The organism is Kribbella sp. NPDC006257 (assembly GCF_040613535.1).
Taxonomy (GTDB): domain Bacteria; phylum Actinomycetota; class Actinomycetes; order Propionibacteriales; family Kribbellaceae; genus Kribbella.
On sequence record NZ_JBEXSJ010000027.1, the window covers coordinates 75,194 to 100,301 of the forward strand.

The following is a 25,108-nucleotide window of genomic DNA, read 5'->3' on the forward strand; positions in this document are numbered from 1 at the left end:
CGTTCTCAAGGTACTTACTTGCTGAGGTTCTGCATGATTTCGCGCATCAGGTTGGCGGTCTCGGACGGCGTCTTGCCGACCTTGACGCCGACGGCCTCGAGGGCCTCCTGCTTCGCGGCCGCGGTGCCCGACGATCCGGAGACGATCGCGCCCGCGTGACCCATCGTCTTGCCCTCCGGCGCGGTGAAGCCCGCGACGTACCCGACGACCGGCTTGGTCACGTTCTCCTTGATGAACGCGGCCGCCCGCTCCTCGGCGTCGCCGCCGATCTCACCGATCATCACGATCGCGTCGGTGCCCGGGTCGTCCTGGAACGCCTGCAGCGCGTCGATGTGCGTCGTCCCGATGATCGGGTCGCCGCCGATGCCGATCGCGCTGGAGAAGCCGAAGTCGCGCAGCTCGTACATCATCTGGTAGGTCAGCGTGCCCGACTTGGAGACCAGGCCGATCCGGCCGGCGCCGGCGATGCTGGCCGGGATGATGCCGACGTTGGACTCGCCCGGCGTGATGATGCCCGGGCAGTTCGGCCCGATGATCCGGGTCGTGCCGGAGGCCTGCGCGTGCGCGAAGAACGCCGCGGTGTCGTGCACCGGGACGCCTTCGGTGATCACGACGACCAGCGCGACGCCGGCGTCGATGGCCTCGAAGACCGCGCCCTTGGTGAACTTCGGCGGCACGAAGACGACCGACACGTCCGCACCGGTCTCCTTCACCGCCTCGGCGACCGAGCCGAAGACCGGGATGGCCTGACCGTCGAAGTCGACCGACTGGCCGCCCTTACCAGGCGTCACGCCGCCGACGATGTTGGTGCCCGAGGCAAGCATCCGGGTGGTGTGCTTGGTGCCCTCGGAGCCGGTCATGCCCTGGACGATGACCTTGCTGTCCTTGGTGAGGAAGATTGCCATTTTTCTTCGATCCCTTACTTCGCAGCCAGCTCGGCGGCCCGCTTGGCGGCGCCATCCATCGTGTCGACCCGCTCGAGACCGGCCAGACCGGCGTTGTCCAGGATCTGGCGACCCTCCTCGGCGTTGTTGCCGTCCAGCCGGACGACCAGCGGCTTGCTCACGTGCTCGTTGCGGCCGGCCAGCAGTTCGAAGGCCTGCACGATGCCGTTCGCGACCGCGTCACAGGCGGTGATGCCGCCGAAGACGTTGACGAAGACGCTCTCCACCTGCGGGTCGGAGATGATGATCTCCAGACCGTTCGCCATCACCTCGGCGGACGCGCCGCCACCGATGTCGAGGAAGTTCGCGGGCTTGACCCCACCGAACTCCTCACCGGCGTACGCGACGACGTCGAGAGTCGACATGACCAGCCCGGCGCCGTTGCCGATGATGCCGACGGAACCGTCGAGCTTCACGTAGTTGAGGCCCTTGGCCTTGGCCTTGGCCTCCAGCGGGTCCTCGGCCGACTCGTCGGCGAAGTCCGCGTGCTCGGGGTGCCGGAAGTCGGCGTTCTCGTCGAGGGTGACCTTGCCGTCGAGTGCCTCCATCGAGCCGTCGGCCAGCTTGACCAGCGGGTTCACCTCGACCAGCGAGGCGTCCTCGGTGACGAAGACCTGGTACAGCTTGGCGATCTCGACCGCGGCGACGTCGAGTACGTCGGCCGGGTAACCGGCCTGCTCGGCGATCTCACGGGCCTTGGCCTCGTCGACACCGGTGGCCGGGTCGATCGAGATCTTGGCGACCGCGTCCGGGTTGGTGTGCGCGACCTCCTCGATCTCCATCCCGCCGGCGGCGGAGGCGATGCAGAGGTAGTTACGGTTCGCGCGGTCGATCAGGAAGGAGAAGTAGTACTCCTCGGCGATCGCGGCGGCCGGCACGATGTTCAGCGTCCGGACGATGTGACCCTTGATGTCCAGGCCCAGGATCGCCGTGGCGTGCTCCTCGGCCTCGTCCGGGCTCGACGCCAGCTTGACGCCGCCGGCCTTGCCGCGGCCACCGGTCAGCACCTGGGCCTTGACGACCACCTTGCCGCCGATCTTCTCGGCTGCGGCGCGGGCTTCGGCCGGCGTGCTGACGACCTCGCCGATCGTCGTCCGCACACCGTGCTTGGCGAAGACAGTCTTCGCCTGGTACTCCATCAGATCCACGACTGTGGTCCCTCTCTCGCCTGTTCGGGTAGGGCCGCGACGACAAGTGACTGTTGCGGTGCACGAAAGGGTGCTGGGGCACGGTCGCCGGCGCGTTCCGTCGGGCTGAGACTAGCCACCTTCACTGCCGCGGCGACAGTCGGGGTACGCGCTGAGACGACCGTCACAGCATCCTTGCGGGCGCGTGAAAGGCTGGATGGCATGACAGAACAAGCGAGCAGACCAGTTGACGACTGGTGGCGCAGCGCCGTCGTGTACCAGGTGTACCCGCGGTCGTTCGCCGATGCGGACGGTGACGGGACCGGCGACGTGAACGGCATCCGGGCCCGGCTGCCGTACCTGGCCGACCTCGGCATCGACGCGATCTGGATCAGCCCGTGGTACCCGTCCCCGCTGCTCGACGGCGGCTACGACGTGGCCGACTACCGCGACATCAACCCCGAGTTCGGCACGCTGGCCGACGCGGACGCGCTGATCGCGGAGGCGCACGCGCTCGGCATCCGGATCCTGATCGACCTGGTCCCGAACCATTGCTCCTGGGAGCACCCCTGGTTCAAGGCTGCCCTGGCGGCCGGCCCGGGCTCCCCCGAGCGCGACCGGTTCTGGTTCCGGGACAGCAAGGAAGGTGGCCTGCCACCGACCAACTGGCCGGCCGCGTTCGGCGGTCCCGCCTGGCAGCAGATCGACGACGGCCAGTGGTACCTGCACCTGTTCGACATCTCCCAGCCGGACTGGAACTGGGACCACCCGGACGTGATCGCCGAGTTCGACTCGATCCTGCGATTCTGGTTCGACCGCGGCATCGACGGCTTCCGGATCGACGTGGCCGACTCGATGGCCAAGGACGCGTCGCTGCCCGACGTACCGCTGCAGGACGGTGAACCGACCAGGGAGAAGTACGTCGGCAACCCGTTCTACGACCAGCCCGGCGTGCACACCATCCACCAGCGCTGGCGCGCCATCGCCGACGAGTACGCCGGTACGCCGCAAGGCGCGAGAGTCTTCGTCGCCGAAGCCTGGTTGTCGCCGGCCGAGCGACTCGCGCAGTACGTGCGACCCGACGAGTTGCACTCCGCGTTCAACTTCGACGTACTGCGGTGCGCCTGGGACGCCAAGGAGCTCCGCGAGGTCATCGACCACACCACGGAGAACCTCTGGGCCGTCGGCGCTCCGGCAACCTGGGTGCTGAGCAACCACGACACCATCCGGCACCGCACCCGGTACGGGCGGAGTCAGCGGGATGCCCTGGAAGGTGCCGGCGTGGTACCGACCGATCTCGAGCTCGGCCGGCGTCGGGCCCGTGCCGCCGCGCTCCTCGAGTTGGCGCTGCCCGGCGGCGCGTACATCTACCAGGGTGACGAGCTGGGGTTGCCCGAGGTGGAGGACCTGCCGGAAGAGGTTCTGGACGACCCGACCTGGGAGCGCTCCGGTCACACCGTCCGCGGTCGCGACGGCTGCCGGGTCCCCATCCCGTGGAGCGGCAGCGAACCGCCGTACGGCTTCGGCAGTGGCGACGGCCAACCCTGGCTCCCCCAACCAGCCGACTGGGCATCCCTGACCGCCGAGGCGGAAGCAGCCGATCCGGACAGCCACTTGTCGCTCTACAAGGCGGCCCTTCGGATCCGACGCTCCGAGGAAGCCCTCGGCGAAGGACGACTGACCTGGGATGCAGACGTCCCGGCCGGAGTCCTCTCCTTCACCCGCGACCCCGGCTTCCGCTGCGTGGTCAACCTGGGCGACACCCCGATCGACCTGCCCGGCAACGTCCTGCTGACGAGCGAGCCGCTCACCGACGGCAAACTCCCCAGCGACGCCACCGCTTGGCTGAAGCTCTAGAACAAGGAGGCCGGGGCCTGATTGCCCCGGCCTACTAGAATGCCGCAGGCTTCCGCAGGCACAACTGCCTCGTTACTGAGTGTGTATACTGAGCAAGCCAAGGCGGGAGCCGCGGAAGTGAACCCGGGAGCCAGCCGGACGACTGGTCGCCCGGGTTTTGCGCGTTCACGGCAACTGCGTGACGTCCGCGACGACGCACTCCACCCGCCGTCGCCAGTCACCACCTTTGCCGTAGGCCCAGGCAGTAGCATCCGCGGCCCACAGCAGCGGGTCAGCGGAGGGCACCGAGTGAAGCCAGACGAAACCCGTCGCCGCCCGTCGATTGAGAATGGGCTGGATGACCTGTTCGTCGCGGCGGTCCTGGCTACATGACTCGATCACCAGGCGCGTGACGCCCAGGTCCAGCAACGCCCCGACAAGAACCTCCAGGCATTGATCACGGCTGTCCCGGATCGGGCGCCCAGCGATCGCTGTCCGGTAGAGGTACACCTGCAAACCCAACCCCGCCAGGGTGCTGAGAATCTCTCGGCGGCGGCTGTCGTTCTCGTCCTTCATGTGCAGCCGACGCTGGCCCGGTTTGCAAAGTTCGCGAAGTTTGCCACGCGCCACGGACAGGTCGCCGGTCGCAACCACAGCGGCGGACAGCAGGTAATCGTTGCGGATCGACTCGTCGACGAACGCATGGGCAGGCACGGAGAGTAACTGTAGATGTGCAGTCAGCGCTCACCAAACCACGCGATGCCGAAGGGCTTACAGAGAAGGAGGCCGGGGCTGGTGCCCCGGCCTCCTTTCGTCAGTTGACTACTTGACGCCACCAGCTGTCAGGCCGGCCACGATGCGGCGCTGGAAGATCAGTACCGCGATCACCAGCGGGATCGTGACCACCACACCGGCGGCCATCTGGCTACCGAAGGGTTGGTCGCGGCCCGTCGTACCGACGAACTGCTGGATGATCACGTTCGCGGTCTGGATCGACTTCTTGTTGGTCATGCTCAGCGCGATCAGGAACTCGTTCCAGGCCGCGATGAAGGTGATGATCGCGGTGGTGAACACACCCGGTGCAGCCAGCGGGATGATCACCTTGCGGAACGCCTGGGCCGGCGTACAGCCGTCGACCATCGCCGCCTGCTCGAGTTCGCGCGGCATCTGCCGGAAGAACGCGGTCAGGTTCCACACCGCCAGCGGCAGGGCGAACGACAGGCTGGGCACGATCATCGCCTGGTAGGTGTTGATCCACTTGATGTTGATGAACAGCTTCAGCAGCGGGATCACCAGCGAGATGCCGGGGAACATGGACGTGGTGATGATGATCGCCAGCACCGCGTTCTTGAACTTGAAGTCCAGCCTGGCCAGTGTGTAGGCCGCGACCATGCCGATCAGCAGGGTCAGGATCGTCACGGTGCCGGCCACGATCAGGCTGTTCAGCAGACCCCGGCCGAACCCGTTGCCCTGGCCGAAGACGTCCTTGAAGTTCTGGATCGAGAACGGTGCCGGGATGACCTTGTTGGAGAACTGGTCGCTCGGCCGCCGGAAGGCCGAGACGACCATCCAGTAGAACGGCGCCAGACAGTAGATGACGATGAGGGCGACGCCGACCAGCGGTGCCCACTTGCGCCACGGGCTCGCTTCAGCCGCGGCGACCTTCACGTTCGTGCTCATCACTGACCTCCCGCAAGGCTTGCCGCCGGACCAGCAGCCACGACCCCACGCCGGCGCCGCCTGCTACCACCACCGGGCTTTCTCGCCCGGGCCTCACCGATCACGTCGGCACCGAGCACCTTCACGAAGACGTAGGCGGTCGCTGCCACATAGAGGAACAGCACGGTCGCGTACGCCGCGGCCGGCCCGTATCTGGTGTTGAAGGCTTCGTCGTAGCCGAGCATCGACAACGTCTCCACCGAAGGCTTGTGCGGCCCGACCAGCACGAACGGCAGGTCGAAGATCCGCAGCGTGTCGAGGATGCGGAACAGCACTGCCACCAGCAGTGCCGGTTTCACCAGCGGCAAGGTGATCCGGCGGAACGTCTGCATCACGCTCGCACCGTCCACCTTCGCCGCCTCGTACACCTCGGCCGGAATCGTCTGCAGGCCGGCCAGCACCAGCAACCCGATGAACGGCGCCGTCTTCCAGGTGTCGGCGATGATGATCGACAACTTGGCCTGCCAGCCGTCGGTCGACCAGAGGATCTGGGATCCGATCAGAGTGTTCGCGATGCCGTCGGCCTGGAAGATCCACTTCCACAGCAGCGCCGACACCACGGTCGGGATCGCCCACGGCACCAGGATCGCGGCCCGGACGACGGACCGGCCCTTGAACGCCTTGTGCATGATCAGGGCCATCGCGACCCCCAGCACCGTCTCGAGCACGACGCAGACGACGGTGAAGAAAGTCGTGTTGTAGAACGCGTTCCAGAACCGGTCCGCGGTCTCGCCGGAGAAGATCGCCGAGTAGTTGTCGAGGCCGACGAACGTCGATCCCTTGACCACGAAGCCGTTCTCGTCGAGTTTCGTGCCGCTGGTGTACAACGACTCCCGCAACGCCGAGACGATCGGGTACAGCACCACGAGGGCCAGCACGATCAGCGTCGGCGAGAGGAGGACCGCGGCCAGCCGGCCGGTGCCCTCGTTGAAACTCGTGATCCGCTTGCTGGCTTTGGTTTCCGACCTGTTGTTGACCGGGGCGGACTCACTCATCGCTGCCTCCTTCTGATGCCCGGGCGACCTGGCCCGGGGGTAGGGACAGGTCGGGGCCGGCGCGCAGCGGGATCGCTACACACCGGCCCCGACCGGTTACGTCACTGAGTGATGAGTGAGCTCAGCTTGGTCTGCAGATCCGTGAGGGTCTGCTTGGGATCCTTGCCGTTCTTCAGCGCGTCGTACGCCGCCGTCTGGATCGCGGCCGTGACATCGCCGTACTTGACCACCCGTGGCCGCGGCTGGGCGCCGAGGATCGAGGCCTTCAGCGGCGCCAGGTACGGGAACTGCTTGGTCAGCGCCGGGTCGTCGTACAGGGACGCGTACGTCGGTGCCTGCGAGGTGCCTTCGATGTTCGCCTTCTGGCGCTCTTCGCTCGCCATGAAGTTGATGAAGTCGACCGCGGTCGCCTTGTTCTTGGTGAACGCGCTGATCGCATAGTCGTGCCCACCCAGCGACGAGACACCGGGACCGGTCTTGCCCGGCAGCGGAGCGACGCCGAACTTGCCGGCGATCTTCGAGGAGCCGTCGGTCTTGTTGGCCAGCGCGTAGACGTACGGCCAGTTGCGCAGGAAGAGCAGCTTGCCCTCCTGGAAGGCGCGCCGGCTCTCCTCCTCCTTGAAGGTGATCGCGGACCGCGGGATGGCGCCGGTCTTGAAGCCGTTGGTCAGCTCCGTCAACCCGGCCAGTGCCTCCGGGGTGTCGATGTTCGGCTTGCCGTCCTTGCCGACCACCTCACCGCCGGCCGAGTTGATCGCCTCGGAGAAGTTCACCGTCAGGCCTTCGTACTTCTCGAACTGGCCCGCGTAGCAGCTCATCCCCTTGGCGGACGGGACCTTGCCCTGCACGGCCAGACAGGCCGCGAGCATCTCGTCCCAGGTCTTCGGCACCTGCACGCCTGCCTGGTCCAGCAGATCCTTGCGGTAGTACAGCAGCCCGCCGTCGGAGGTGATCGGCACGGCGTACAGCTTGTCGCGGTACTTCGCGGTCTCGACCGTGGCCGGGATCAGCTTCCCCAGATCCGGCACCTTGTCCTCAGGGATCTGGGTGATCCACTGGTTCGCCGCGAACTCCGACGTCCAGACGACGTCCATGTTCAGCACGCTGAAGGCGTCGGACTTGTTCTGCGCGTTCTGGATCATCTGCTGACGCTGGGCGTCGGCGTCCTCGGGCAGTTCCTTGATCTCGACCTTCTCGGTCGGGTGCTGCGAGTTCCAGGCCTCGACCTGCTTCGGCAGGAAGCCGGAGGTGTCCTTGCCGGTGGCAAAGGTGATCGGGCCACGCCCCTCGAGCGCACCGGTCGTACCCCCGCCGGAACCGCTGCCGCCGTCGTCACCGCCACACGCGGACGCGAGCAGCACCAGGCTGCCGGCGACGGCCAGAGCCACGGCCCGGCGTGTGTGTGATCGTTCAAACCTCATCGTGTACCTGCCCTCTCCCGATGGGACTCAGTTGGCCTGCGTCGGTCCGTTCGCAGTCCCCCACCGTCCTGCGAGCGGCCCTGTCCGGACAGTAACCGAGAACGGGGCCGATGTGTCCTGAGCCACACATCTCATCCGCACTCAGCGTCATGAACAGACAAACGCATGGCTTATGCGACCGCGATTCGCGGGCCCGCACAACCAGGTGTTTCTTAACGATTCGGTATTACCGATCAGTAACCAGCCCGAACCGCTCCGGAGAGTCGCGGGGAAGCGTCAGGCGGTGGCGGAGGCGTCGCCCACGTTGGCGCGGATCCACTCGACGATCTCGGTGGTGGTCGCGCCCGGAGTGAAGATCCGGTGGACGCCGAGTTCGGCCAGCGGCTGCAGATCGGCCTCGGGGATGATCCCGCCGCCGAACACCACGATGTCGTCGGCGTCCCGCTCGGTGAGCAGCTCGCGGACCTTCTTGAACAGCGTCATGTGCGCGCCGGAGAGCACGGACAGCCCGATCGCGTCGGCGTCCTCGGCGATCGCCGTCTCGACGATCTGCTCCGGGGTCTGGTGCAGGCCGGTGTAGATGACCTCCATCCCGGCGTCCCGGAGCGCGCGGGCGACCACTTTCGCGCCCCGGTCGTGGCCGTCCAGTCCCGGCTTGGCGACGACGACTCTGAGTGGGCTCGTGGCAGACATGCTCGCAGGTTAGCCGAGCATCACCTCACGGATAAGACACGGTGCTGTGTGTTCCGGACCACGCGAACGGGGAACCGGTTACCGTGAGAAGAGATCGGACCAGTACGTCGGGGGGTCTGATTGAGTGAGGAGACCGCCGATGAGCATCTTCGACGGATTCAAGTACGGCGCGCGCTCGGCCCTGTCGCCCCGGGTCCTGCAAGGTGCGGCCGTCGAACTCGGCTGGATCACCACCCATCTGGCGATGTACCCGTTCGGCCTGGTCGGCGGTTCGCAGTACCAGGCGGACCGGCTCAACCTGGCCGGCCTCACCCCCGCCCAGCGCAGCCTCCTGGTCGGCGACGTCCAGGCCGCCGGTACGCCGATCCTGCTCGCGCACGGGATCATCGACAACCACACCGTCTTCGCCCTGATGCGCCGCCAGCTGCTCCGCCGCGGGTTCACCCGGATCCACACGTTCTCGTACTCACCGCTGACCCTCGACGTCCGCAGTACGGCGGAACGGCTCGGGACCGAGATCGAGAAGATCTGCGAGGAGTCCGGATCCGAGCAGATCCACGTGGTCGGGCACAGCCTCGGCGGGCTGATCGCGCGGTACTACATCCAACGTCTCGGCGGCGACGAGCGGGTGCACACCTGCGTGACGCTCGGCACCCCGCACCAGGGGACGGTGGCCGCCCGGCTGCTGCCGTGGCCGCTGGTGAGGCAGCTCCGGCCGGACAGCGACCTGATGGCCGAGCTGGCCGAGCCGGCGCCCGGCTGCCACACCAGGTTCATCGCGTTCTACAGCGACGTCGACCAGCTGATCGTGCCGCAGCGGCGGGCCCGGATCAGCCATCCCGACCTGTACGCGCAGAACATCCGGGTGAACGGCGTCGGCCACCTGTCGCTGCCGTTCCACGGCGAGGTGGTGCATCAGATCACCGGGGTTCTGTCACATCTCGACGAACAGGACACAGTTGCCTAACGAGATTTGCTGACTCCGCAACCGGTTTACGGCTCACGCCAGATGCACGTGCAGCCGCGCATGCAAAGGTTTCGTGAAGGTGGCCGGAAAAAAGGGGTGGCGGGGTTTGTGGGCTCGTGACCCATCCGTTATGGTGCATGCACCCCCGAGGGGAATAAACCTCGCGGGGGTGGACAGTGCCCCTCCCCTGTGACCGAAAGGCCACGTTGTGTCCCAGCACCGTGCCGCGGCTCGCCGCGTCACGCCAGGCAACGCTGCGCAGAACGTCAACGCGGCGCGTCACAGTGCAAAGCATCGTGTAGCCCGGCGTAACACCCCCAGCAGTACCCAGATCGTCGGTCTGACCGCAGCCCTCGCAGCTGCGGCCGGAGCTGTCGGCTTCAGCTACAGCTCACTGGCCTCGCCGACCCAGGCGAACTCCGCGATCAACCTGGCCGCGCTCAACCTGGGCGACAACCAGCTCTCCGAGGTCACCACGGCCCGGATCGAGCGGCGCCAGCTGGCCACCCGCGACTCCTCCCGCGTCGAACTCACCGGCGCCGACGCGAACAAGAAGCAAGCCGCGGCCGATCGGTTCGCGAAGGCCCGGGCCGCGAAACTCGACGCCACCCGGGCGCTGACGGCCAAGCGGGCCGCCGCCCTGGCCGCCGCGAAGATCGCCGCCGAGAACTCCCGCACCTCCCCGACCCGCTGCGAGATGATGATCTCCGGTTACCACATCACCGCCGGCTTCGGTCAGGCCGGCGGCCGGTGGGCCCGCAACCACACCGGCACCGACTTCGCCGCCCCGATCGGCACCCCGATCCGGACCGTGATGAAGGGTGTCGTGCTGAGCGCCGAGTTCGCCGGCGCCTACGGCCGGCAGGTCCGGATCCGGCACGAGGACGGTACCGAGACCTGGTACAACCACATGTCGAAGTTCAGCGTCACGGTCGGCGAGACCGTGTACGCCGGCGACCAGGTCGGCGCGGTCGGCGTCACCGGCAACACCACCGGCCCGCACCTGCACTTCGAGGTCCGGCCCGACGGCGGCGACCCGATCGACCCGATGCCGTGGCTGCGCAACCACTGCGGCCTCAACCCCTGATCCTTAATCGCTTGGCGGGTCTCGCTCGCTGCTGACTAGGCTGCCGCGCATGCGTCCGGCTCCTGGTGAAGTCCTGCATTTCTCCGAAGACCCGACGATCCGTCGGTTCAGTCCCCATGTCGCGCCGACCTCGACGAAGAAGGTCCCCTACGTCTGGGCCGTCGGCCACGACCGTGCGCCAGACTACTGGTTCCCCCGGCAGTGCCCCCGCGCGATGGCCTGGGTCGTCCCCACCACCACCGAGGCCGATCGGCTCCGCATCATCGGCGAGGGCAGCGGCACCCGCGTGCACGCGATCGAGTACGGCTGGCTCGAAGCGATCCGCACGGTCGAGCTCTACGCCTACCGGTTGCCGGCCGAATCCTTCTCCCCAGGCGAGGCCGCGGTCGTCGCGACGACCGACGTGGAACCACTCGGACCACCCGAGCGGGTCGGCGACCTGTTCGCGCTGCATGCCGAGGCCGGCATCCAGCTCCGGGTGCTGCCCACCCTCCATGATTTCTGGGATGCGGTGACCGGAAGCACCCTGGAATTCAGCGGGATCCGGCTGCGCAACGCCGTACCGCGTCCTGGTCCCCCGCTCGGTGACACGATTGGTCGATGACGTCTGCCCGGACACCTCGTGAGGTCGCCGAGGCCGCTTGGCGGTGGGTGCTCGACCAGGTCCGCTGGGACGACGGTCCGTGGATCCCGGACTCCGACAGCGACGGCATCCCCGACCAGCGCGACGGCACGTACGCCGGGATCGGCGGGCTCGTCCAGGCGCTGAGCGAGATCCGGTTGTCCCGGCCCTGGACGGCCGAGGAGCAGCGGTTGGCCGTTGCGATCGGCGACCGGCTGCGCGGCCAGGTCCCGACGATGACCGACTACACCTACTTCGACGGCCTGGTCAGCGCGATCGGCGTCTTCACCGCACTCGGGATCCCGGGCGCGAGCGACGCCGTACGGCGGCTGTCGGACCTCGCGCAGCCGGACGGGTGGCAGCAGACGTTCCTCGAGCCGCCACGGGCGCTTGCGGACGCACGGTTCAACGACCTCACCCTCGGTACCGGCGGAGTCCTGCTGGGCGCCTTGTGGGCCTTGCGGCACGGTGTCGAGGGGGCGCGCGAGGTAGCCGACCGGGCCGCGGACATCCTGTTGGTCGAGGGCAAGCCGGCCGCCGACGGAATCAGCTGGCCGTTCGTGCCTGATCGCTTCGTCTGCGAGAAGCCCTTCGCGCTGATGCCGAACCTGTCGCACGGGACGGCCGGCGTCGCCACCGTGCTCGCGCTTGCCGGAGCTGAGCTCAACCGCCCCCAACTGACGGCCGCAGCGGTCGACGGCGCGAAGTACCTGGTGTCTGTCGGCGTCACCGACGGGCAGGGATTCGTCGTACCGCGCTACATCCCCGACGACGACTCGGACGAGGACAAGTACACCTACAACTGGTGCCACGGGGCGTCCGGGACGTCCTTGCTCTTCCTCGCCCTGGACCAGGCGGAGGTCAAGGAGATCGCCGGCGACCCACCGCTGGCATGGCATCGCCGCTGCCTGCACAGCGTCCGTACGTCGGGGCTGCCGGCGCGCGTGCACCCCGGCTTCTGGGACAACGACGGGCGCTGCTGCGGTACGGCGGGCGTCGGCGACATCTTCCTGGATTCGTGGCTCCGCTCCGGTGAGCACGACGATCTCCGCTTCGCGTTGCACCTCGCGGACACGTTGGTCGAGCGTGCTGTCCGGGAAGGGCCGCATGCCTACTGGCGGTTCATCGAGCACCGGGCGGACGAGCCGTTGCTGCCACCGGGTGTCGGCTGGATGCAGGGGGCGGCCGGGATCGCCACGTTCCTGTTCCGCGCGAACCGGGTGCGCGACGAGGGTCCGAACGCGACGGCAGTACCCCGGATGGAGACCTGGTGGGCGCTACCAGGAGCCCGCGCGGCAGTACGCGGTACGGGCGGTTAGCGGCTGTCCGCAGTACGGCTGGTTAGCGGCGCCAGACCTCGGCGGTGGTGAGGAAGGCGGACGAACCGGGGCGGTCGGCTGAGCCGTCGACCTGGACGAAGCCGGGGACCGAGGCGCCGCCGATCGAGACGGTGGCGGCGCGGACCGGCGCGATCACCAGGCTGAGGCTGTGCACGCCGTCGGCGAGCTGGAAGTTGTCGGTCGCGAACAGCCTGCGGTCCAGCACGCCGCTCATCTCGATCTGGATGTCGGCGGCTTTGACGCTCAGCCCGTCGGCGAGGCTCATCGAGACCTGGACCAGGTCACGTTCCACCGCGGGCTCGTGCCAGGGCAGCCCTTGGACCTCCAGGAACGAGCGGACGAAGTACCGCTCCAGCCAGGAGGCCAGGTCGACGTCCTCGGAGACCACCCGGACGATCCCGTCGAACCAGAGCACGACGGCCGTCCCGGCCCCGCAGATCGACCAGTCCACCATCCAGATCGAGGCGAACGCGGTGACCTTGCCGTCCTTGTCGAACAGCCTCAGCCCAGGGTTCGCTCCCGCCAGGATGATCCGGCGGTTGTTCGCATCTGGTGCCTTGGGCATGGGCTGGGACCTTCGTCCAGGGAGGGCCGAAGCTCTGATTGTCGCAGCACGAGGTCAATTCGGCACGTCGAGAGCTAAATCTTTTCCACCGGTGCGTATCTGAGCAGCAGGCGCTTGACTCCTTCGGAGCCGAAGTCGATGTCGGCCTGGGACTGCTGGCCCTCGCCGCGGACGACCACGACGGTGCCCATCCCGAAGCTGTCGTGGACGACGCGGTCGCCTGGGTTCAGGCTGATCACGGCCTTGTCCGCGGCGGTCCGGCGGGCCGGCTCCCAGCGACTCTGAACCCCGCCGGCGCCCGACGTACCGGTCCCCGACCAGCGGGTGATCGCCGACTCGTCGCGCCGCCAGTCGAGCAGCTCGGCCGGGATCTCCTCGAGGAACCGCGACGGCGGGTTGTGCTGCGGAGCCCCGTACGCCGACCGGACGGCGGCCCGGGAGATCGCGAGGCGTTGGCGCGCCCGGGTGATCCCGACGTACGCGAGCCGTCGTTCCTCCTCAAGCTCCTTCATGTCCGTCAGCGACCGGGAGTGCGGGAAGACGCCGTCCTCCATGCCGGTCAGGAAGACGACCGGGAACTCCAGGCCCTTCGCGGTGTGCAACGTCATCAGCGTGACGACACCGTCGGTCGCGGCGTCCGGGATCTGGTCCGCGTCGGCGACCAACGCGACCCGCTCCAGGAACGCTTGCAGGTCAGCCGGTTCGGCGGCCGCGGTGCGTTCCTCGACGAACTCGCGGGCGACCGAGATGAACTCGTCCAGGTTCTCCAGCCGGGTCTCGTCCTGCGGATCCGGTGACTTCTGCAGCTCCTCGTAGTACCCACTGCGGTGCAGGGCGACGTCCAGGATGTCGTCCGGCGGAGCACCCGAGTCGACCATCGCGGTCAGCTCGTCGAGGATGTCGACGAAACCCTGGACCGCGTTGGCGCTCCGGCTGGCCATCGCCGGGGCGTCCTGGGCCCGGCGCAGCGCGGCCGAGAAGGTGATCCGGTCTCGCAGGGCGAGCGCCTCGATCGCGGCCTCGGCCCGTTCGCCGATGCCGCGCTTGGGGACGTTGAGGATCCTTCGCAGCGAGACGGTGTCTTCGGGGTTCGTCAGCACCCGCAGGTACGCGAGCGCGTCGCGGACCTCCTTGCGCTCGTAGAACCGGACGCCGCCGACCACCTTGTACGGATGGCCGGTGCGGATGAAGACTTCCTCGAACACCCGGGACTGCGCGTTGGTCCGGTAGAAGACGGCGACGTCGGACGGCTTCACTCCGTCGGCATCGGTCAGCCGGTCGATCTCGTCCGCGACGAACTGGGCCTCGTCGTGCTCGTTGTCGGCGACATAGACCGCGATCTGCTCGCCCTGGCCGGAGTCCGACCACAGGTTCTTCGCCGGGCGGCCCTCGTTGCGGCTGATCACCGCGTTGGCGGCGGACAGGATCGTCTGGGTGGAGCGGTAGTTCTGCTCGAGCAGGATCGTCTCGGCGCCGACGAAGTCCTCCTCGAACGCGAGGATGTTGCGGATCGTCGCGCCACGGAACGCGTAGATGCTCTGGTCGGAGTCACCGACGACCATCAGCTCGGCCGGCGGGCTGACCGGGCCGTCGTTCGGACCAGGCTCCAGCTCCGCGCAGAGCTCACGGATCAACGTGTACTGCGCGTGGTTGGTGTCCTGGTACTCGTCGACGAGGACGTGGCGGAACCTTCTGCGGTAATACTCCCGGACCTCGGGGAACGCCTGCAGCAGGTTGACCGTGGTCATCAGCAGGTCGTCGAAGTCCAGCGCGTTGGCCTGCGCGAGCCGCTCCTGGTAGATCCGGTAGCACTCGGCGTACGTCTCCTCCAGGTGGTTGGAGGTCTTCGAGGCCGCCGACTCGTGATCGATCAGCTCGTTCTTCTGCGTGCTGATCCAGTTCAGGATCGCGCGCGGGTTGTATCGCTTGACGTCCAGATCGAGCTCGCGGCAGACCAGCGTCATCAGCCGGCGGGAGTCGGTGTCGTCGTAGATCGAGAAGGTCGAGCTGATCCCGAACCGCTTGATGTCGCGGCGCAGGATCCGCACACAGCTGGAGTGGAAGGTCGAGACCCACATCAGCTTCGCCCGGTTGCCGACCAGCTCGACCACCCGCTCGCGCATCTCCGCGGCGGCCTTGTTGGTGAACGTGATCGCCAGGATCGAGCCCGGATGCGCGTCCCGGGCCGCCAGCAGATACGCGATCCGCCGGGTCAGCACCCGCGTCTTGCCCGACCCCGCCCCCGCGACCACCAGCAGCGGCTTCCCCGCGTGCACGACAGCGGCCCGCTGCTGCGGGTTCAGCCCTTCGAGCAGTTCTTCCGGGTCGGGCCGGTGCTTCTTGGGCTCCTCGAGCGGCATCGGGAGTTCATCTGGAGAGAAGAGCGTCGTCATCGCCCACCACCTTAGACACCCCGACCGACAAACACCGATTGCGTGGGACGAAGGTGTCTCACCCGTCCTTGCCGGAGGTGCGGATCAGGCCGGATTCGTAGGCGGCGATCACCAGTTGGGCCCGGTCGCGGGCGTCCAGCTTCGTCAGCAACCGGCTCACGTAGGTCTTCGCGGTCAGCGGACTGATCACCAGTTGTCCGGCGAGTTCGGCATTGCTCAGGCCGCGGCCGATCAGCGTCAGTACCTCGCGTTCCCGCCTGGTCAGCGCGGCCAGTGCGCCGGGTGCCGGGCCGGCCGGATCGGGTTGCCTCAGCACTCTTTCGATCAGCGCCTGGGTCGCGCCGGGGGACAACAGCGCCTCGCCGCCGGCCACGGTCCGGATGGCGGCCAGCAGGTGCGCGGGTTTGGTGTCCTTGACCAGGAATCCGCTCGCCCCCGCACGCAACGCGGCCACCACGTTCTGGTCGCTCTCGAACGTGGTCAGGATCAGCACCCGTACGCCGCTCAGGTCCTCGTCGGCCGCGATCGTGGCGGTGGCAGTGATCCCGTCCGTCCCCGGCATCCGGATGTCCATCACGACGACGTCGGCCCGGGTCGACCGGACCAGCTCGACCGCCTCGTCGCCGTCGGCGGCCTCACCGACGACGTCCATGTCCGGTGCGGAGCGGACGAGCATCGCGAAGGCGCTCCGGACCAGTTCCTGGTCGTCGGCCAGCAGCACCCTGATCATCGCGCTCCCGGAGTAGGTACGGTCGCCGCGACCCGGAATCCGCCGTACCGGCCGGCGCCGGTGACCAGCTGACCACCGACGGATTGCGCCCGCTCGTTCATCCCCGCGATGCCGTAGCCGGCTGTGCTGCCGCTGTCGGAGCTGCCCCGGCCGTCATCGGTGACCTCGAGCCGGACCTCCCCGACGTCGTACTCGAGCTGCACCAGTGCCTGTCGGGCGTGCGCGTGCTTCACCACGTTGGTCAGGGCCTCCTGCGCGATCCGGTACAGGGTGATCTCGACGGCTGGCGGCAGCGGCCGGCTGGTGCCTTTGATGCGCAGCTCGACCTGTACTCCGACTGCTGTGGTGACCGCTACGAGCCGGGCCAGGCCGGCCAGGTCCGGCGTCGGGTGCCGATCCGCGTCGACCTCGTTGCCGCGGAGTACGTCGAGGGTGGTTCTCAGCTCGGCCAGTGCGCCGCTGCTCGCGTCCGCCACCGTGTGCAGCGACTGCGAGATCGGCGCGAGGGCCGGATCGTCGGTGCGCTCGTCGAGCAGATGAGCGGCCACGCCGGCATGGGCGTTGATCACCACGATGTGGTGGGCCAGCACGTCGTGCAGGTCGCGCGCGATCCGCAGCCGCTCCTCGGCGACCCGGCGCTCGCTCGTCTCCGTGAGCAGGGCACGGTGCAGCCGCATCGCCTGGCCACCGACCGCGGCGACCACGAACCAGCCAAGAGGGCTGATCACCTCCGCGCCGATCGATTCGTCTCGCGGGACGCTCGCGCTCACCAGGACTCCGGCGACGCTGATTCCGACCATCGCGAGCGTCGAGGTGCGGGAGGTGGCCAGGGACACCGTGTAGATGAGGACCACCACTACCGGGAGCATGACTTCGTGCGTGTAGTTCAAGGCGTGGTAGGCCATCTGGACGGCTACACAGAAGAGCAGCGCCTGGATCGGGTAGCGGCGTCTGACGAGAACCGGCATGGTCGCCAGAACGAGCAGGGTGATCCCGAGAGCGTCGAGTTGCCTGTCCTCGAGCCAGTGCCACGGCAGGGCGAAGACGGCGGCCAGCGGCAGGATCAACAGCGCCCCGGTCAGCAGCAGGTCGCCCCTGCCGATCCCCCACCGCCTCGCTCCCGCCAGGGCCACCGTCCCCATCCCTCAGCTCCGTTCCTCGCCGATCAGCACCGACTCGTCCGGGACTGCTGCCGGTGGTGGGTTGTCCGTGGGGTGGCTCGGCCACCAGATCCATCGGCGCAGGCCCACCACCAGCGGCGCCAGCATCGCAGGCGCTACCAGCAGAGTCTGCAGCAGAACCCCGACGGCGACCACCACGCCCATCTCCACCATCGGCACGAACGGCAACGACGCCAGCACCGAGAAGGTTGCCGCCAGCACCAATCCGGCCGACGCGATCACCGGTGCGGTGGCCCGCACCGCCCGCCGGGTGGCGACGGTGGTACCGAGTTCCTTGCGGTCCTCGGTGATCCGGGCGACCAGGAAGATCGCATAGTCGACGCCGAACGCCACCAGGAACACGAACACCAGCACCGGCAAGGTCGGCTCCACGCCCCTGAACCCGAGCACGTTCTCGAACACCAGAGAGCCAAGTCCAAGTGCCGCGAGCCAGGAGAGCACAACCGCGGCCACGACGAGCAGCGAGGCGACCAGCGATCGGAGCAGCAGGAACAGAACCAGCAACACCACGGCGAGTACGAGGGGAATCACCAGTTTGGTGTCGGCGGCGCTAGCCTCCTGGACGTCGACGCGCTCGGCCCCTTCGCCACCGACCAGCGCCGCGGGTGGCAGATCGGCCCGCAGTCGCTTGATCACGGCCGCTTCGTCATCGCTGTCCGGCTGAGCCGCTGGTACGACCTCGACCAGCGACCAGCCGTTGCCCTCGCGCTCGGTTTCCGCTGACACCACCTTGTCCGTCGCACGGGCCACGGCGAGCACCTTCGCCACCTGGTCGGTAGGAGTCGCAACGGTGAAGGGCCGGCCACCCTCGCCCGGGTAGGCCCGATCAAGCGTCGCGAACCCCGTCACCGACTCCGGAGTGTTGGTGAACGAGTCGGCCTCCTTCAGGTCCGTCGACAGCCCGAGCACCCCGAGTCCCAGCAAGCCGAGCGCCAGCGCCGAAACCGCGGCCGACCGCAACGGCCGGGCGAAGACCCACCGCCACCAGTCGCGGCCGGCGGGCGCAGTACTGGCCAGGACAGGGACACGCGGCCAGAAGACCTTGCGGCCCAGCGCCGTCAGTACTGCGGGGAACAGCGTCAGCATGGTGACCAGCGTCGCCAGGATGCCCAGCGCACCGATCACGCCGATCCCTGAGATGTCGTTCATGTCGGCCACGAACAGGCACCCCAGGCCGAGGGCGACCGTCGATCCCGACGCGAGGATCGCCGGTCCCACGCCCTTCAGCGCGGCCCGCATAGCGGTGTGCACGTCGCGGTGGTGGCGCAGTTGCTCGCGGTACCGCGCGACGATCAGCAGCGCGTAGTCGGTCCCGGCGCCGAACACCATCACGATCATGATCGACGAACTCTGCGTGCTCACCTTCAGGTCCAGCGCGCCGGCGACGACCCGGACCACTGCCATCGCCAGGTACGCGGCTGCCCCGACGCTCAGCAGCGGCACCAGCCAGAGGAACGGGCTGCGGTAGGTGATGATCAGCAGGATCGCGACGACGATGACGGTGACGAGCATCAGGGTGGTGTCGATTCCGTCGAACACCGCGTCGACGTCCGCCCCGATCGCGGCCGGGCCGGTCACCTCGGCCCGCAGACCACTCGGCCGGTCGGCGGTGACCGCCCGGACCCGCTCGACGAACCTGGCGACACCCGGGTCGTCCGCGCTCGCCGGCTGGCCGACGGCGTACATCAGGGCCGTGCCGTCCTCGGAGGGGACCGGCGGCATGTCGACCTTGAACTCCCGTGCCAGCGCGGCGTGCTGCCGCGCCACCGCCTGCTTGTCCCCGTCGGCGAGACCGCCGTCGCGGTGATAGACGACGATCAGCTCGTCGTCCTCGGAGCCCGGGACGCGGTCCTCGGTCTGATGCACGAGCGTCGATTCCGCGCCGCCCGGCAGTTGATCGGTGGCGTCGTCGCTCTGCACATCGCTCAGGCCCGCGACCAACGGGAACACCGCCACCAGCAACAGCACCCAGACCGCTACGACACCCCACTTACCCCGCCGCCCAGCCGGCAACGTGAACATGAATACCTCCCCTGTCTGTGGACCTCAAACACTGGCCCAGCAGCGTGAGGTGAATCGTCCGCCCACAGTGGACAGTCCGCAGTACTCCCGTGGTCGACAACTGCACTCGATCGGCTGAGAGCAGACCTGCTGACAGCAGAAAAGGTGGGGTGGCGGGCGAGCGGCGTACAGGCTGAAGACATGTCTGAAGAGTCCAAAGTGCCCATGTTCAGTCCGGAAGCCAGGCAACAACTGCTGCGACAGCGGGTGATTGTGCTCGATGGGGTGTTGAACGACGACAACGGGACGTTGCTCGCGACGCAGATCCTCACGCTTGCCGCCGAGGATCCGGGGACCGATATCGCGTTATGGATCCACTCACCCGGCGGGTCGGTCCCTTCCATGCTGGCGATCCGGGACGTGATGCGGCTGGTGCCGTGTGATGTGTCGACGCTCGCACTCGGGCTGGCCTGCAGCGCGGGCCAGTTCCTGTTGTCCGCCGGTACGCCGGGCAAGCGCTTCGCGCTCCGGCACGCGCGCATCCTGATGCATCAGGGCTCGTCCGGGATCGGCGGATCGGCGGCCGAGATCGAGATCCAGGCCGACGACCTGCGGTACATCCGCGACACCGTGCTGAACCTGATCGCCGAGGACACCGGTCAGCCGCTGGAGACCGTGCACGAGGACTCCCTGCACGACCACTGGTACACCGCCCCGGAGGCGCTCGAGTTCGGTTTCATCGACCACATCGTCGAGTCGTTCGGCCAGGTCATGCCGTTGCAGCACGAGAAAGTTGGAGTTACCCGATGAGCAGCTACACGATCCCCAACGTCATCACCCAGAGCCCGCGCGGCGAGCGGATCATGGACGTCTACTCGCACCTGCTGTCCGAGCGGATCATCTACCTCGGAACGGCGATCGACGCCGGCGTCGCGAATGCGCTGATCGCCCAGCTGCTGCACCTCGCGGCGGACAAACCCGAGCAGGAGATCGAGCTCTACATCAACTGCGAGGGCGGCGACATGTCCGCGATGCTCGCGATCTACGACACCATGCGGTTCATCCGTACGCCGATCGCGACGGTCTGCGTCGGTCAGGCGATCGGCGTCGGCGCCGTCCTGCTGGCAGCCGGTACGGCGGGCAAGCGCGCGATCCTCCCGCACGCCAGGGTGGTCCTGCATCAGCCGGCCGCTCGCGGGCAGGGCACGATCCCCGACCTGATCCTGCAGGCCGACGAGCTGGTCCGGGTCCGCAACCAGCTGGAGGAGATCCTCGCCTCGCACTCCGGGCAGTCCGTGGAGAAGCTGCGGCACGACACCGATCGCGATCACGTGCTGACCGCCGAGGCCGCGCACGAGTACGGCATCGTCGACCAGGTGATCCTCTACCGCCCCGGGATGCCCGCCTTCGAGAACGCGTGAACTACCGGGGATGGCTGCCCTCGGGAACGCGTGAATTAAGGTCGGGATGTGAGCCTGCCTGCCGGAAATCCCCGTCCTGACGAAGAGATCGAGCGTGTCCTGGTCGTCGTCGCCCACCCCGACGACGTCGACTTCGGTGCCTCCGGGTCGATCGCCGGCTGGACCCAGGCCGGTATCGAGGTGAGCTACTGCCTGGTGACCGACGGCCAGGCCGGCGGGTTCGAGCCGGAGCGCGACCGGGCCGAGATGCCCGCCGTGCGCCGCGCCGAACAGACCACGGCGGCCGAGCACGTCGGCGTACGGGACCTGCATTTCCTGGGCTACTCCGACGGGGAGCTCGAGCCGTCGCTCGGGCTCGTCCGGGACATCGTGCGGGTGATCCGGAAGGTCCGGCCGCAACGGCTCGTCACCTCGTCGCCCGAGCGGAACTGGGCCCGGATGCCGGCCTCGCACCCGGATCACCTGGCCGCCGGCGAGGCGACCACCCGGGCCTTCTTCCCGGCCGCCGGCAATCCGTATGCCTTCACGGACCTGCTCGAGGACGAGGGCCTGGAGGCGTGGACCGTCGGCGAGCTCTGGCTGCAGGCGCACCACGAGAACAACCATTACGTGGACATCACCGACCACTTCGATGCGAAGGTCAAGGCGATCCTGTCGCACGTCAGCCAGCACCCCGATCCGAGCCAGCTGCCGGAGCGGATCAGGGCTTGGAACGCTCAGAACGCTGCTGCCGCAGGCTTCCCCGAGGGCCGGCTCGCGGAGGGCTTCGCGGTCATCCGGCTGGGCTGAGTCGCCGGCTGATCAGCCAGGCAGCCGCGACGAACACCACGAGGAAAGTCAGTCCTGCCCTCAGTGACGTCCGGTCGACGACGGCTCCGATCAGTGGCGCGAACAGTCCGCCAGCCGAAACCGCCAGTCCTAGCGTGACTCCACTGGCGGTTCCTGGTCGCGTCGGCAACATGTCCTGGCCGAGTGTGATGTGCAGGGAGAACGGCAGCGACAACGCAGTACCGACTAGGACTACTGCGACGTACAACGAAGGCCCTGGAACCACGACGAGCACCGGCAACAGCAGAGTCGTAGCAAGATAACCAGCCCGTACTACGGGCAGCCGGCCCCATCGCTCGGCGAAGCGGCCGCCCAGTACCGTCCCGATGGCTGCCCCGGCGTAGAGGGCGAACACGGCGGCTGTTGCGGCTCGGCCTCCTCCGCCGACGCGCTGCACGGCGTACAGGCCGATGAATCCTGCGAGACCTAAGTACGCGATGGAGCGCAGTACGACGATCAATGTGAGCTTGCCGAACGCAGGCCAGTCGTCAGAGCCCTTTGCTGCAACACGGTTGGCAGTAGTTGGCTTGTACTTCGACAGCACAGGCACTGTCACTGCTATGCCCACTAGAGCCGGTACTGCGAGCCAGGCAGTCGCGTGCAGACCTAGTTCGGACAGGACTGGGCCTGCGACGAGTGGCGCGAGTACGAAGCCTGCATTGCCCCCAAGAGAGAACCAGCTCATCTCCCGATGACCGCCGCCTGTCACTGTCCGAGCGATGCGAGCAGCAGACGGGTGGTACGCCGCTACGCCCAGCCCGACGATCGCAGCGGCGACCAGGGTCATGCCGAAGGAACTGGACGCGCCTAGTAGCACCACGCCTGTCACGCAGGCCAGCATGCTGGCCGGGAGGATCCAGGGAAGTGTCCGGCGATCCACTAGCCAACCGAAAGCTGGCTGCGTTGCAGCGGACGCCACTGTTCCAGCTAGAACGACGATGGAGACAGCTGAGTAGCTGAGACCTCGGTCGAGCACCAGGAACGGTACGAGGACGGGGATCAGTCCCTGGTAGAAATCCACGCCGGAATGACCGACTGCCATCACCAGGGTTGCAGTGCGTTTCGCCATGCTGACAGGCTGCAACCTAAAGGGCATGGCTGGCTTCCGCTAATCTGACAACATATGTCAGAAATCCGCCAGCAACCCGAAGCACCGACCGCCCTGCGCCAATTGGCCGGCGGCGAGCGGATCGACCTGCATGTCCACGACGACCACCAGATCGTCTACGCGGCCGCCGGCGTCAACTCGATCACCACCGACCAAGGCACCTGGGTAGCACCCGCCACCCGTGCGATCTGGGTCCCCGCTCGCACGCCCCACGCCCACCGCGCCTACGGCGAAACCGCGCTCCACCTAGTCGGCCTCACTGACAACCCCCTCGGCCTCAACAAGCCAGCAGTCCTCTCAGTCCACCCCCTGCTGCGTGAACTGATCATCGCCTACACCGACGACCCTTCAGACGACAGTGCACCTCGCCACCGCCTCCGCGCAGTACTGCTCGACCAACTGCAACTCTCCACCGAGCAGACAGCCCTCCGCCTCCCAGCACCCCGCGACTCCCGCCTAGCCGCAGTCTGCGCAATCCTCAACACCACCCCAGCCGACAACCGCTCCCTGTCAGCCCTGGGCTCCGCAGTAGGCGCCAGCGAACGCACCCTCTCCCGCCTCTTCCGCACCGAGTTCGCCATGACCTTCCCCCAATGGCGCACCCAACTCCGCCTCCACCACGCCCTCATCCTCCTAGCCGACTCCCACCCCGTCACCACAGTCGCCCTAACCTGCGGCTGGTCCACCCCCAGCGCCTTCATCCACACCTACAAACAAACCTTCACCACCACCCCCGGACAGCGGCGGGCTGGCGCCCCAACTCGCGGTGCAAAGTACTGAACACCCGTGCCTCGCTCTCGTCTACGGGTTTCGAGAGTGGCCGCCGGCCGCTGGCGGTATCTACCGTTTCCCGCCACCGTTTGTCGGCGGTGGAGGGGGAGGTGTACGGGGCCGCGGAGGTGCCGCAACTGTTTTCGGGCCCTTCCAGCCTTCCTGTATGCCCGCCTTGTTCGGGCTCGCTTCGCCTCTCGGACTATCGGGCACTGCTGACGCCTCCGCTGCTTCCTCCTGATGGTGGGGGCGGGGGAGGGGTACGCGGAGGCGCCGCGGCCGGCTTCGGTTTCGCGGGCTTCCAGCCCTTCTCTTCACCCGGTTGGTTGGGCCGTGCTGGCAGTCGATCGTCTCTATTTGGCATTGGTCGCAGCTCCTTTGCTGGGCCGGGGTGGCGGCGGTGGCGGAGTTCGAGGTGGTGTCGGGGCGATTGCTACCGGACCTTTCCAGCCGCGTTCCGCCGTCGTCTGGTTCTCCCCGGTGATCCGCGTTCGTCTATTTGGCACTGGTCGCGCCCCCGTTGCTTGGACGCGGGGGCACGGGCGGGATCCGCTTCCCTGCAGAATCGTTCTTGGTCTTTTGCTCAGCCTTGCCGCCTGCTGGCTTGGCGCGATACCCGCCATGGCTTGGCGGCAGTTTCTTCGACATACCTCTCCTCTCTTCGACCTTTAGCTCAGGGTCAGACGTAGCCGGCGCCGGCGGCGCGGCTCTTCCGGAGCTTCCGGTGCTCCAGGGGTTCCTGGTGCGAGCATCTCGATCAGGACCGCGCCGTCACACTGAACGACTAGGCCATAACTGTCCGGCATCGCTTTGCCGATCCGGCCGTTCTCATCGATTTCGAACCCCCACTCGAGGTAGACCTCGTGCTTCTCGGGGAACGACGACGCGTAGGACGATGTCCCGTAGTACCCGGCAATCCACTTGTTGTTCGCGGTCAGGATGCGTACGAAGCACTCCTGGCCTTCCTGGAAGGCCTTGTCCCATGCAGTTGGTGTTACGTCGTAGGAAGCCCGCGCTGTCAGTTTCCTCCAGAGCCTTGCTTCGGAGAGATCCACCAGTGCGACCGCGGCCGGGATGCCGAACATTGCCACCAACGCAATGAGGGCTCCGAGGCGAGGATGACTGATCAGCCAGCCTTCACCGTTCGCTGCCTCGACGAGCAACGAGCCCGCGATCGCGAGGTAGAGCAGACCGAAGACGGCCGACGTGACCATGGCGGTGATGAGCCGGGTGGAGAACTCGACGTCGGCGGGCCGCCGGCCCCGCATGTTGATCCGGGCGCCTTGGTAGACGAAGCCGGGTACGACGAACAACAGCAGGATCAGCAGCTGGGTGCTCGTCGATGGGATCGACACTTAG

General features: G+C 67.5%; 23 protein-coding genes. 9 read left to right on the forward strand and 14 right to left on the reverse strand.

Annotation, left to right across the window (positions count from 1 at the left end):
• Positions 1 to 14 precede the first annotated feature (14 nt).
• Both sucD and sucC read right to left on the reverse strand, forming a co-directional pair.
• The gene (gene sucD, locus ABZ004_RS28265; protein ID WP_355684101.1) at positions 15 to 905 is read right to left on the reverse strand and encodes a succinate--CoA ligase subunit alpha; all 891 of its coding nucleotides are present in this window, start codon (positions 903 to 905) and stop codon (positions 15 to 17) included.
• A gap of 14 nt (positions 906 to 919) precedes the next feature.
• Positions 920 to 2,092, reverse strand: a complete 1,173-nt coding sequence (gene sucC, locus ABZ004_RS28270) for an ADP-forming succinate--CoA ligase subunit beta (protein ID WP_355684102.1) — start codon at positions 2,090 to 2,092, stop codon at positions 920 to 922.
• Positions 2,093 to 2,293: 201 nt separating this feature from the next.
• On the opposite strand from sucC, the gene ABZ004_RS28275 reads away from it, so the two are divergent.
• Entirely contained in the window at positions 2,294 to 3,928 is a 1,635-nt protein-coding gene (locus ABZ004_RS28275) for an alpha-amylase family glycosyl hydrolase (RefSeq protein ID WP_355684103.1), read from the forward strand.
• A gap of 165 nt (positions 3,929 to 4,093) precedes the next feature.
• Here the strand turns inward: ABZ004_RS28275 and ABZ004_RS28280 are convergent, their stop codons facing one another.
• The 5 genes from ABZ004_RS28280 to ABZ004_RS28300 form a co-directional block, all read right to left on the reverse strand.
• Positions 4,094 to 4,621: a hypothetical protein gene (locus ABZ004_RS28280; protein WP_355684104.1), complete on the reverse strand. Its 528-nt coding sequence runs from the start codon at positions 4,619 to 4,621 to the stop codon at positions 4,094 to 4,096.
• Positions 4,622 to 4,729: 108 nt separating this feature from the next.
• The gene (locus ABZ004_RS28285) at positions 4,730 to 5,587 is read right to left on the reverse strand and encodes a carbohydrate ABC transporter permease (RefSeq protein ID WP_355684105.1); all 858 of its coding nucleotides are present in this window, start codon (positions 5,585 to 5,587) and stop codon (positions 4,730 to 4,732) included.
• On the reverse strand, positions 5,587 to 6,621 hold the full coding sequence (locus ABZ004_RS28290; protein WP_355684106.1) for a sugar ABC transporter permease: 1,035 nt from the start codon (positions 6,619 to 6,621) through the stop codon (positions 5,587 to 5,589). The genes ABZ004_RS28285 and ABZ004_RS28290 overlap by 1 nt, the downstream gene beginning before the upstream one ends.
• Before the next feature lie 101 nt (positions 6,622 to 6,722).
• Entirely contained in the window at positions 6,723 to 8,009 is a 1,287-nt protein-coding gene (locus ABZ004_RS28295; protein WP_355684107.1) for an ABC transporter substrate-binding protein, read from the reverse strand.
• Positions 8,010 to 8,318: 309 nt separating this feature from the next.
• Positions 8,319 to 8,735 (reverse strand): cobalamin B12-binding domain-containing protein, encoded by a 417-nt coding sequence (locus ABZ004_RS28300; RefSeq protein WP_355684108.1) that lies wholly within the window; start codon positions 8,733 to 8,735, stop codon positions 8,319 to 8,321.
• A 139-nt stretch (positions 8,736 to 8,874) separates the two neighbouring features.
• Between ABZ004_RS28300 and ABZ004_RS28305 the strand changes: the two genes are divergently transcribed.
• The 4 genes from ABZ004_RS28305 to ABZ004_RS28320 all read left to right on the forward strand — a co-directional run bounded on the left by ABZ004_RS28305 (position 8,875) and on the right by ABZ004_RS28320 (position 12,730).
• A complete protein-coding gene (locus ABZ004_RS28305) occupies positions 8,875 to 9,702 on the forward strand; it encodes an alpha/beta fold hydrolase (RefSeq protein WP_355684109.1) in 828 nt (275 codons plus the stop codon).
• Between the two features lie 208 nt (positions 9,703 to 9,910).
• Positions 9,911 to 10,789, forward strand: coding sequence for a M23 family metallopeptidase (locus tag ABZ004_RS28310; RefSeq protein ID WP_355684110.1), 879 nt, complete (start codon positions 9,911 to 9,913; stop codon positions 10,787 to 10,789).
• 49 nt (positions 10,790 to 10,838) lie between these two features.
• Positions 10,839 to 11,393, forward strand: a complete 555-nt coding sequence (locus ABZ004_RS28315) for a DUF6886 family protein (protein WP_355684111.1) — start codon at positions 10,839 to 10,841, stop codon at positions 11,391 to 11,393.
• Positions 11,390 to 12,730 carry a lanthionine synthetase LanC family protein gene (locus ABZ004_RS28320; protein ID WP_355684112.1) on the forward strand — a complete coding sequence of 447 codons (1,341 nt, stop codon included), beginning with the start codon at positions 11,390 to 11,392 and terminating at the stop codon, positions 12,728 to 12,730. Before ABZ004_RS28315 ends, ABZ004_RS28320 begins: the two co-directional genes overlap by 4 nt.
• A 22-nt stretch (positions 12,731 to 12,752) precedes the next feature.
• Here the strand turns inward: ABZ004_RS28320 and ABZ004_RS28325 are convergent, their stop codons facing one another.
• From ABZ004_RS28325 to ABZ004_RS28345, 5 genes are all read right to left on the reverse strand, one after another.
• Positions 12,753 to 13,316, reverse strand: coding sequence for a hypothetical protein (locus ABZ004_RS28325; protein WP_355684113.1), 564 nt, complete (start codon positions 13,314 to 13,316; stop codon positions 12,753 to 12,755).
• A 74-nt stretch (positions 13,317 to 13,390) separates the two neighbouring features.
• On the reverse strand, positions 13,391 to 15,676 hold the full coding sequence (gene pcrA, locus ABZ004_RS28330) for a DNA helicase PcrA (protein ID WP_355684133.1): 2,286 nt from the start codon (positions 15,674 to 15,676) through the stop codon (positions 13,391 to 13,393).
• Between the two features lie 91 nt (positions 15,677 to 15,767).
• Entirely contained in the window at positions 15,768 to 16,439 is a 672-nt protein-coding gene (locus ABZ004_RS28335) for a response regulator transcription factor (RefSeq protein ID WP_355684114.1), read from the reverse strand.
• Positions 16,436 to 17,581 (reverse strand): sensor histidine kinase, encoded by a 1,146-nt coding sequence (locus tag ABZ004_RS28340; protein WP_355684115.1) that lies wholly within the window; start codon positions 17,579 to 17,581, stop codon positions 16,436 to 16,438. The genes ABZ004_RS28335 and ABZ004_RS28340 overlap by 4 nt, the downstream gene beginning before the upstream one ends.
• Before the next feature lie 3 nt (positions 17,582 to 17,584).
• A complete protein-coding gene (locus tag ABZ004_RS28345) occupies positions 17,585 to 19,642 on the reverse strand; it encodes an MMPL family transporter (protein WP_355684116.1) in 2,058 nt (685 codons plus the stop codon).
• 180 nt (positions 19,643 to 19,822) lie between these two features.
• Here ABZ004_RS28345 and ABZ004_RS28350 point away from each other — a divergent pair, with 180 nt between their 5' ends.
• Genes ABZ004_RS28350 through ABZ004_RS28360 form a run of 3 tightly spaced genes read left to right on the forward strand, consistent with a single transcriptional unit; the run spans position 19,823 to position 21,831 of the window.
• Positions 19,823 to 20,431, forward strand: coding sequence for an ATP-dependent Clp protease proteolytic subunit (locus tag ABZ004_RS28350; protein WP_355684117.1), 609 nt, complete (start codon positions 19,823 to 19,825; stop codon positions 20,429 to 20,431).
• Positions 20,428 to 21,042, forward strand: coding sequence for an ATP-dependent Clp protease proteolytic subunit (locus ABZ004_RS28355; protein ID WP_355684118.1), 615 nt, complete (start codon positions 20,428 to 20,430; stop codon positions 21,040 to 21,042). Before ABZ004_RS28350 ends, ABZ004_RS28355 begins: the two co-directional genes overlap by 4 nt.
• Before the next feature lie 48 nt (positions 21,043 to 21,090).
• Positions 21,091 to 21,831: a PIG-L deacetylase family protein gene (locus tag ABZ004_RS28360; RefSeq protein ID WP_355684119.1), complete on the forward strand. Its 741-nt coding sequence runs from the start codon at positions 21,091 to 21,093 to the stop codon at positions 21,829 to 21,831.
• On the opposite strand, the gene ABZ004_RS28365 is transcribed toward ABZ004_RS28360, so the two are convergent.
• On the reverse strand, positions 21,815 to 22,939 hold the full coding sequence (locus ABZ004_RS28365) for an MFS transporter (protein WP_355684120.1): 1,125 nt from the start codon (positions 22,937 to 22,939) through the stop codon (positions 21,815 to 21,817). The two genes, ABZ004_RS28360 and ABZ004_RS28365, sit on opposite strands and share 17 nt — an antisense overlap.
• Before the next feature lie 54 nt (positions 22,940 to 22,993).
• Here ABZ004_RS28365 and ABZ004_RS28370 point away from each other — a divergent pair, with 54 nt between their 5' ends.
• Positions 22,994 to 23,758, forward strand: coding sequence for a helix-turn-helix transcriptional regulator (locus ABZ004_RS28370; protein ID WP_355684121.1), 765 nt, complete (start codon positions 22,994 to 22,996; stop codon positions 23,756 to 23,758).
• Positions 23,759 to 24,417: 659 nt separating this feature from the next.
• On the opposite strand, the gene ABZ004_RS28375 is transcribed toward ABZ004_RS28370, so the two are convergent.
• A complete protein-coding gene (locus tag ABZ004_RS28375; protein WP_355684122.1) occupies positions 24,418 to 25,104 on the reverse strand; it encodes a DUF6338 family protein in 687 nt (228 codons plus the stop codon).
• Positions 25,105 to 25,108 lie beyond the last annotated feature (4 nt).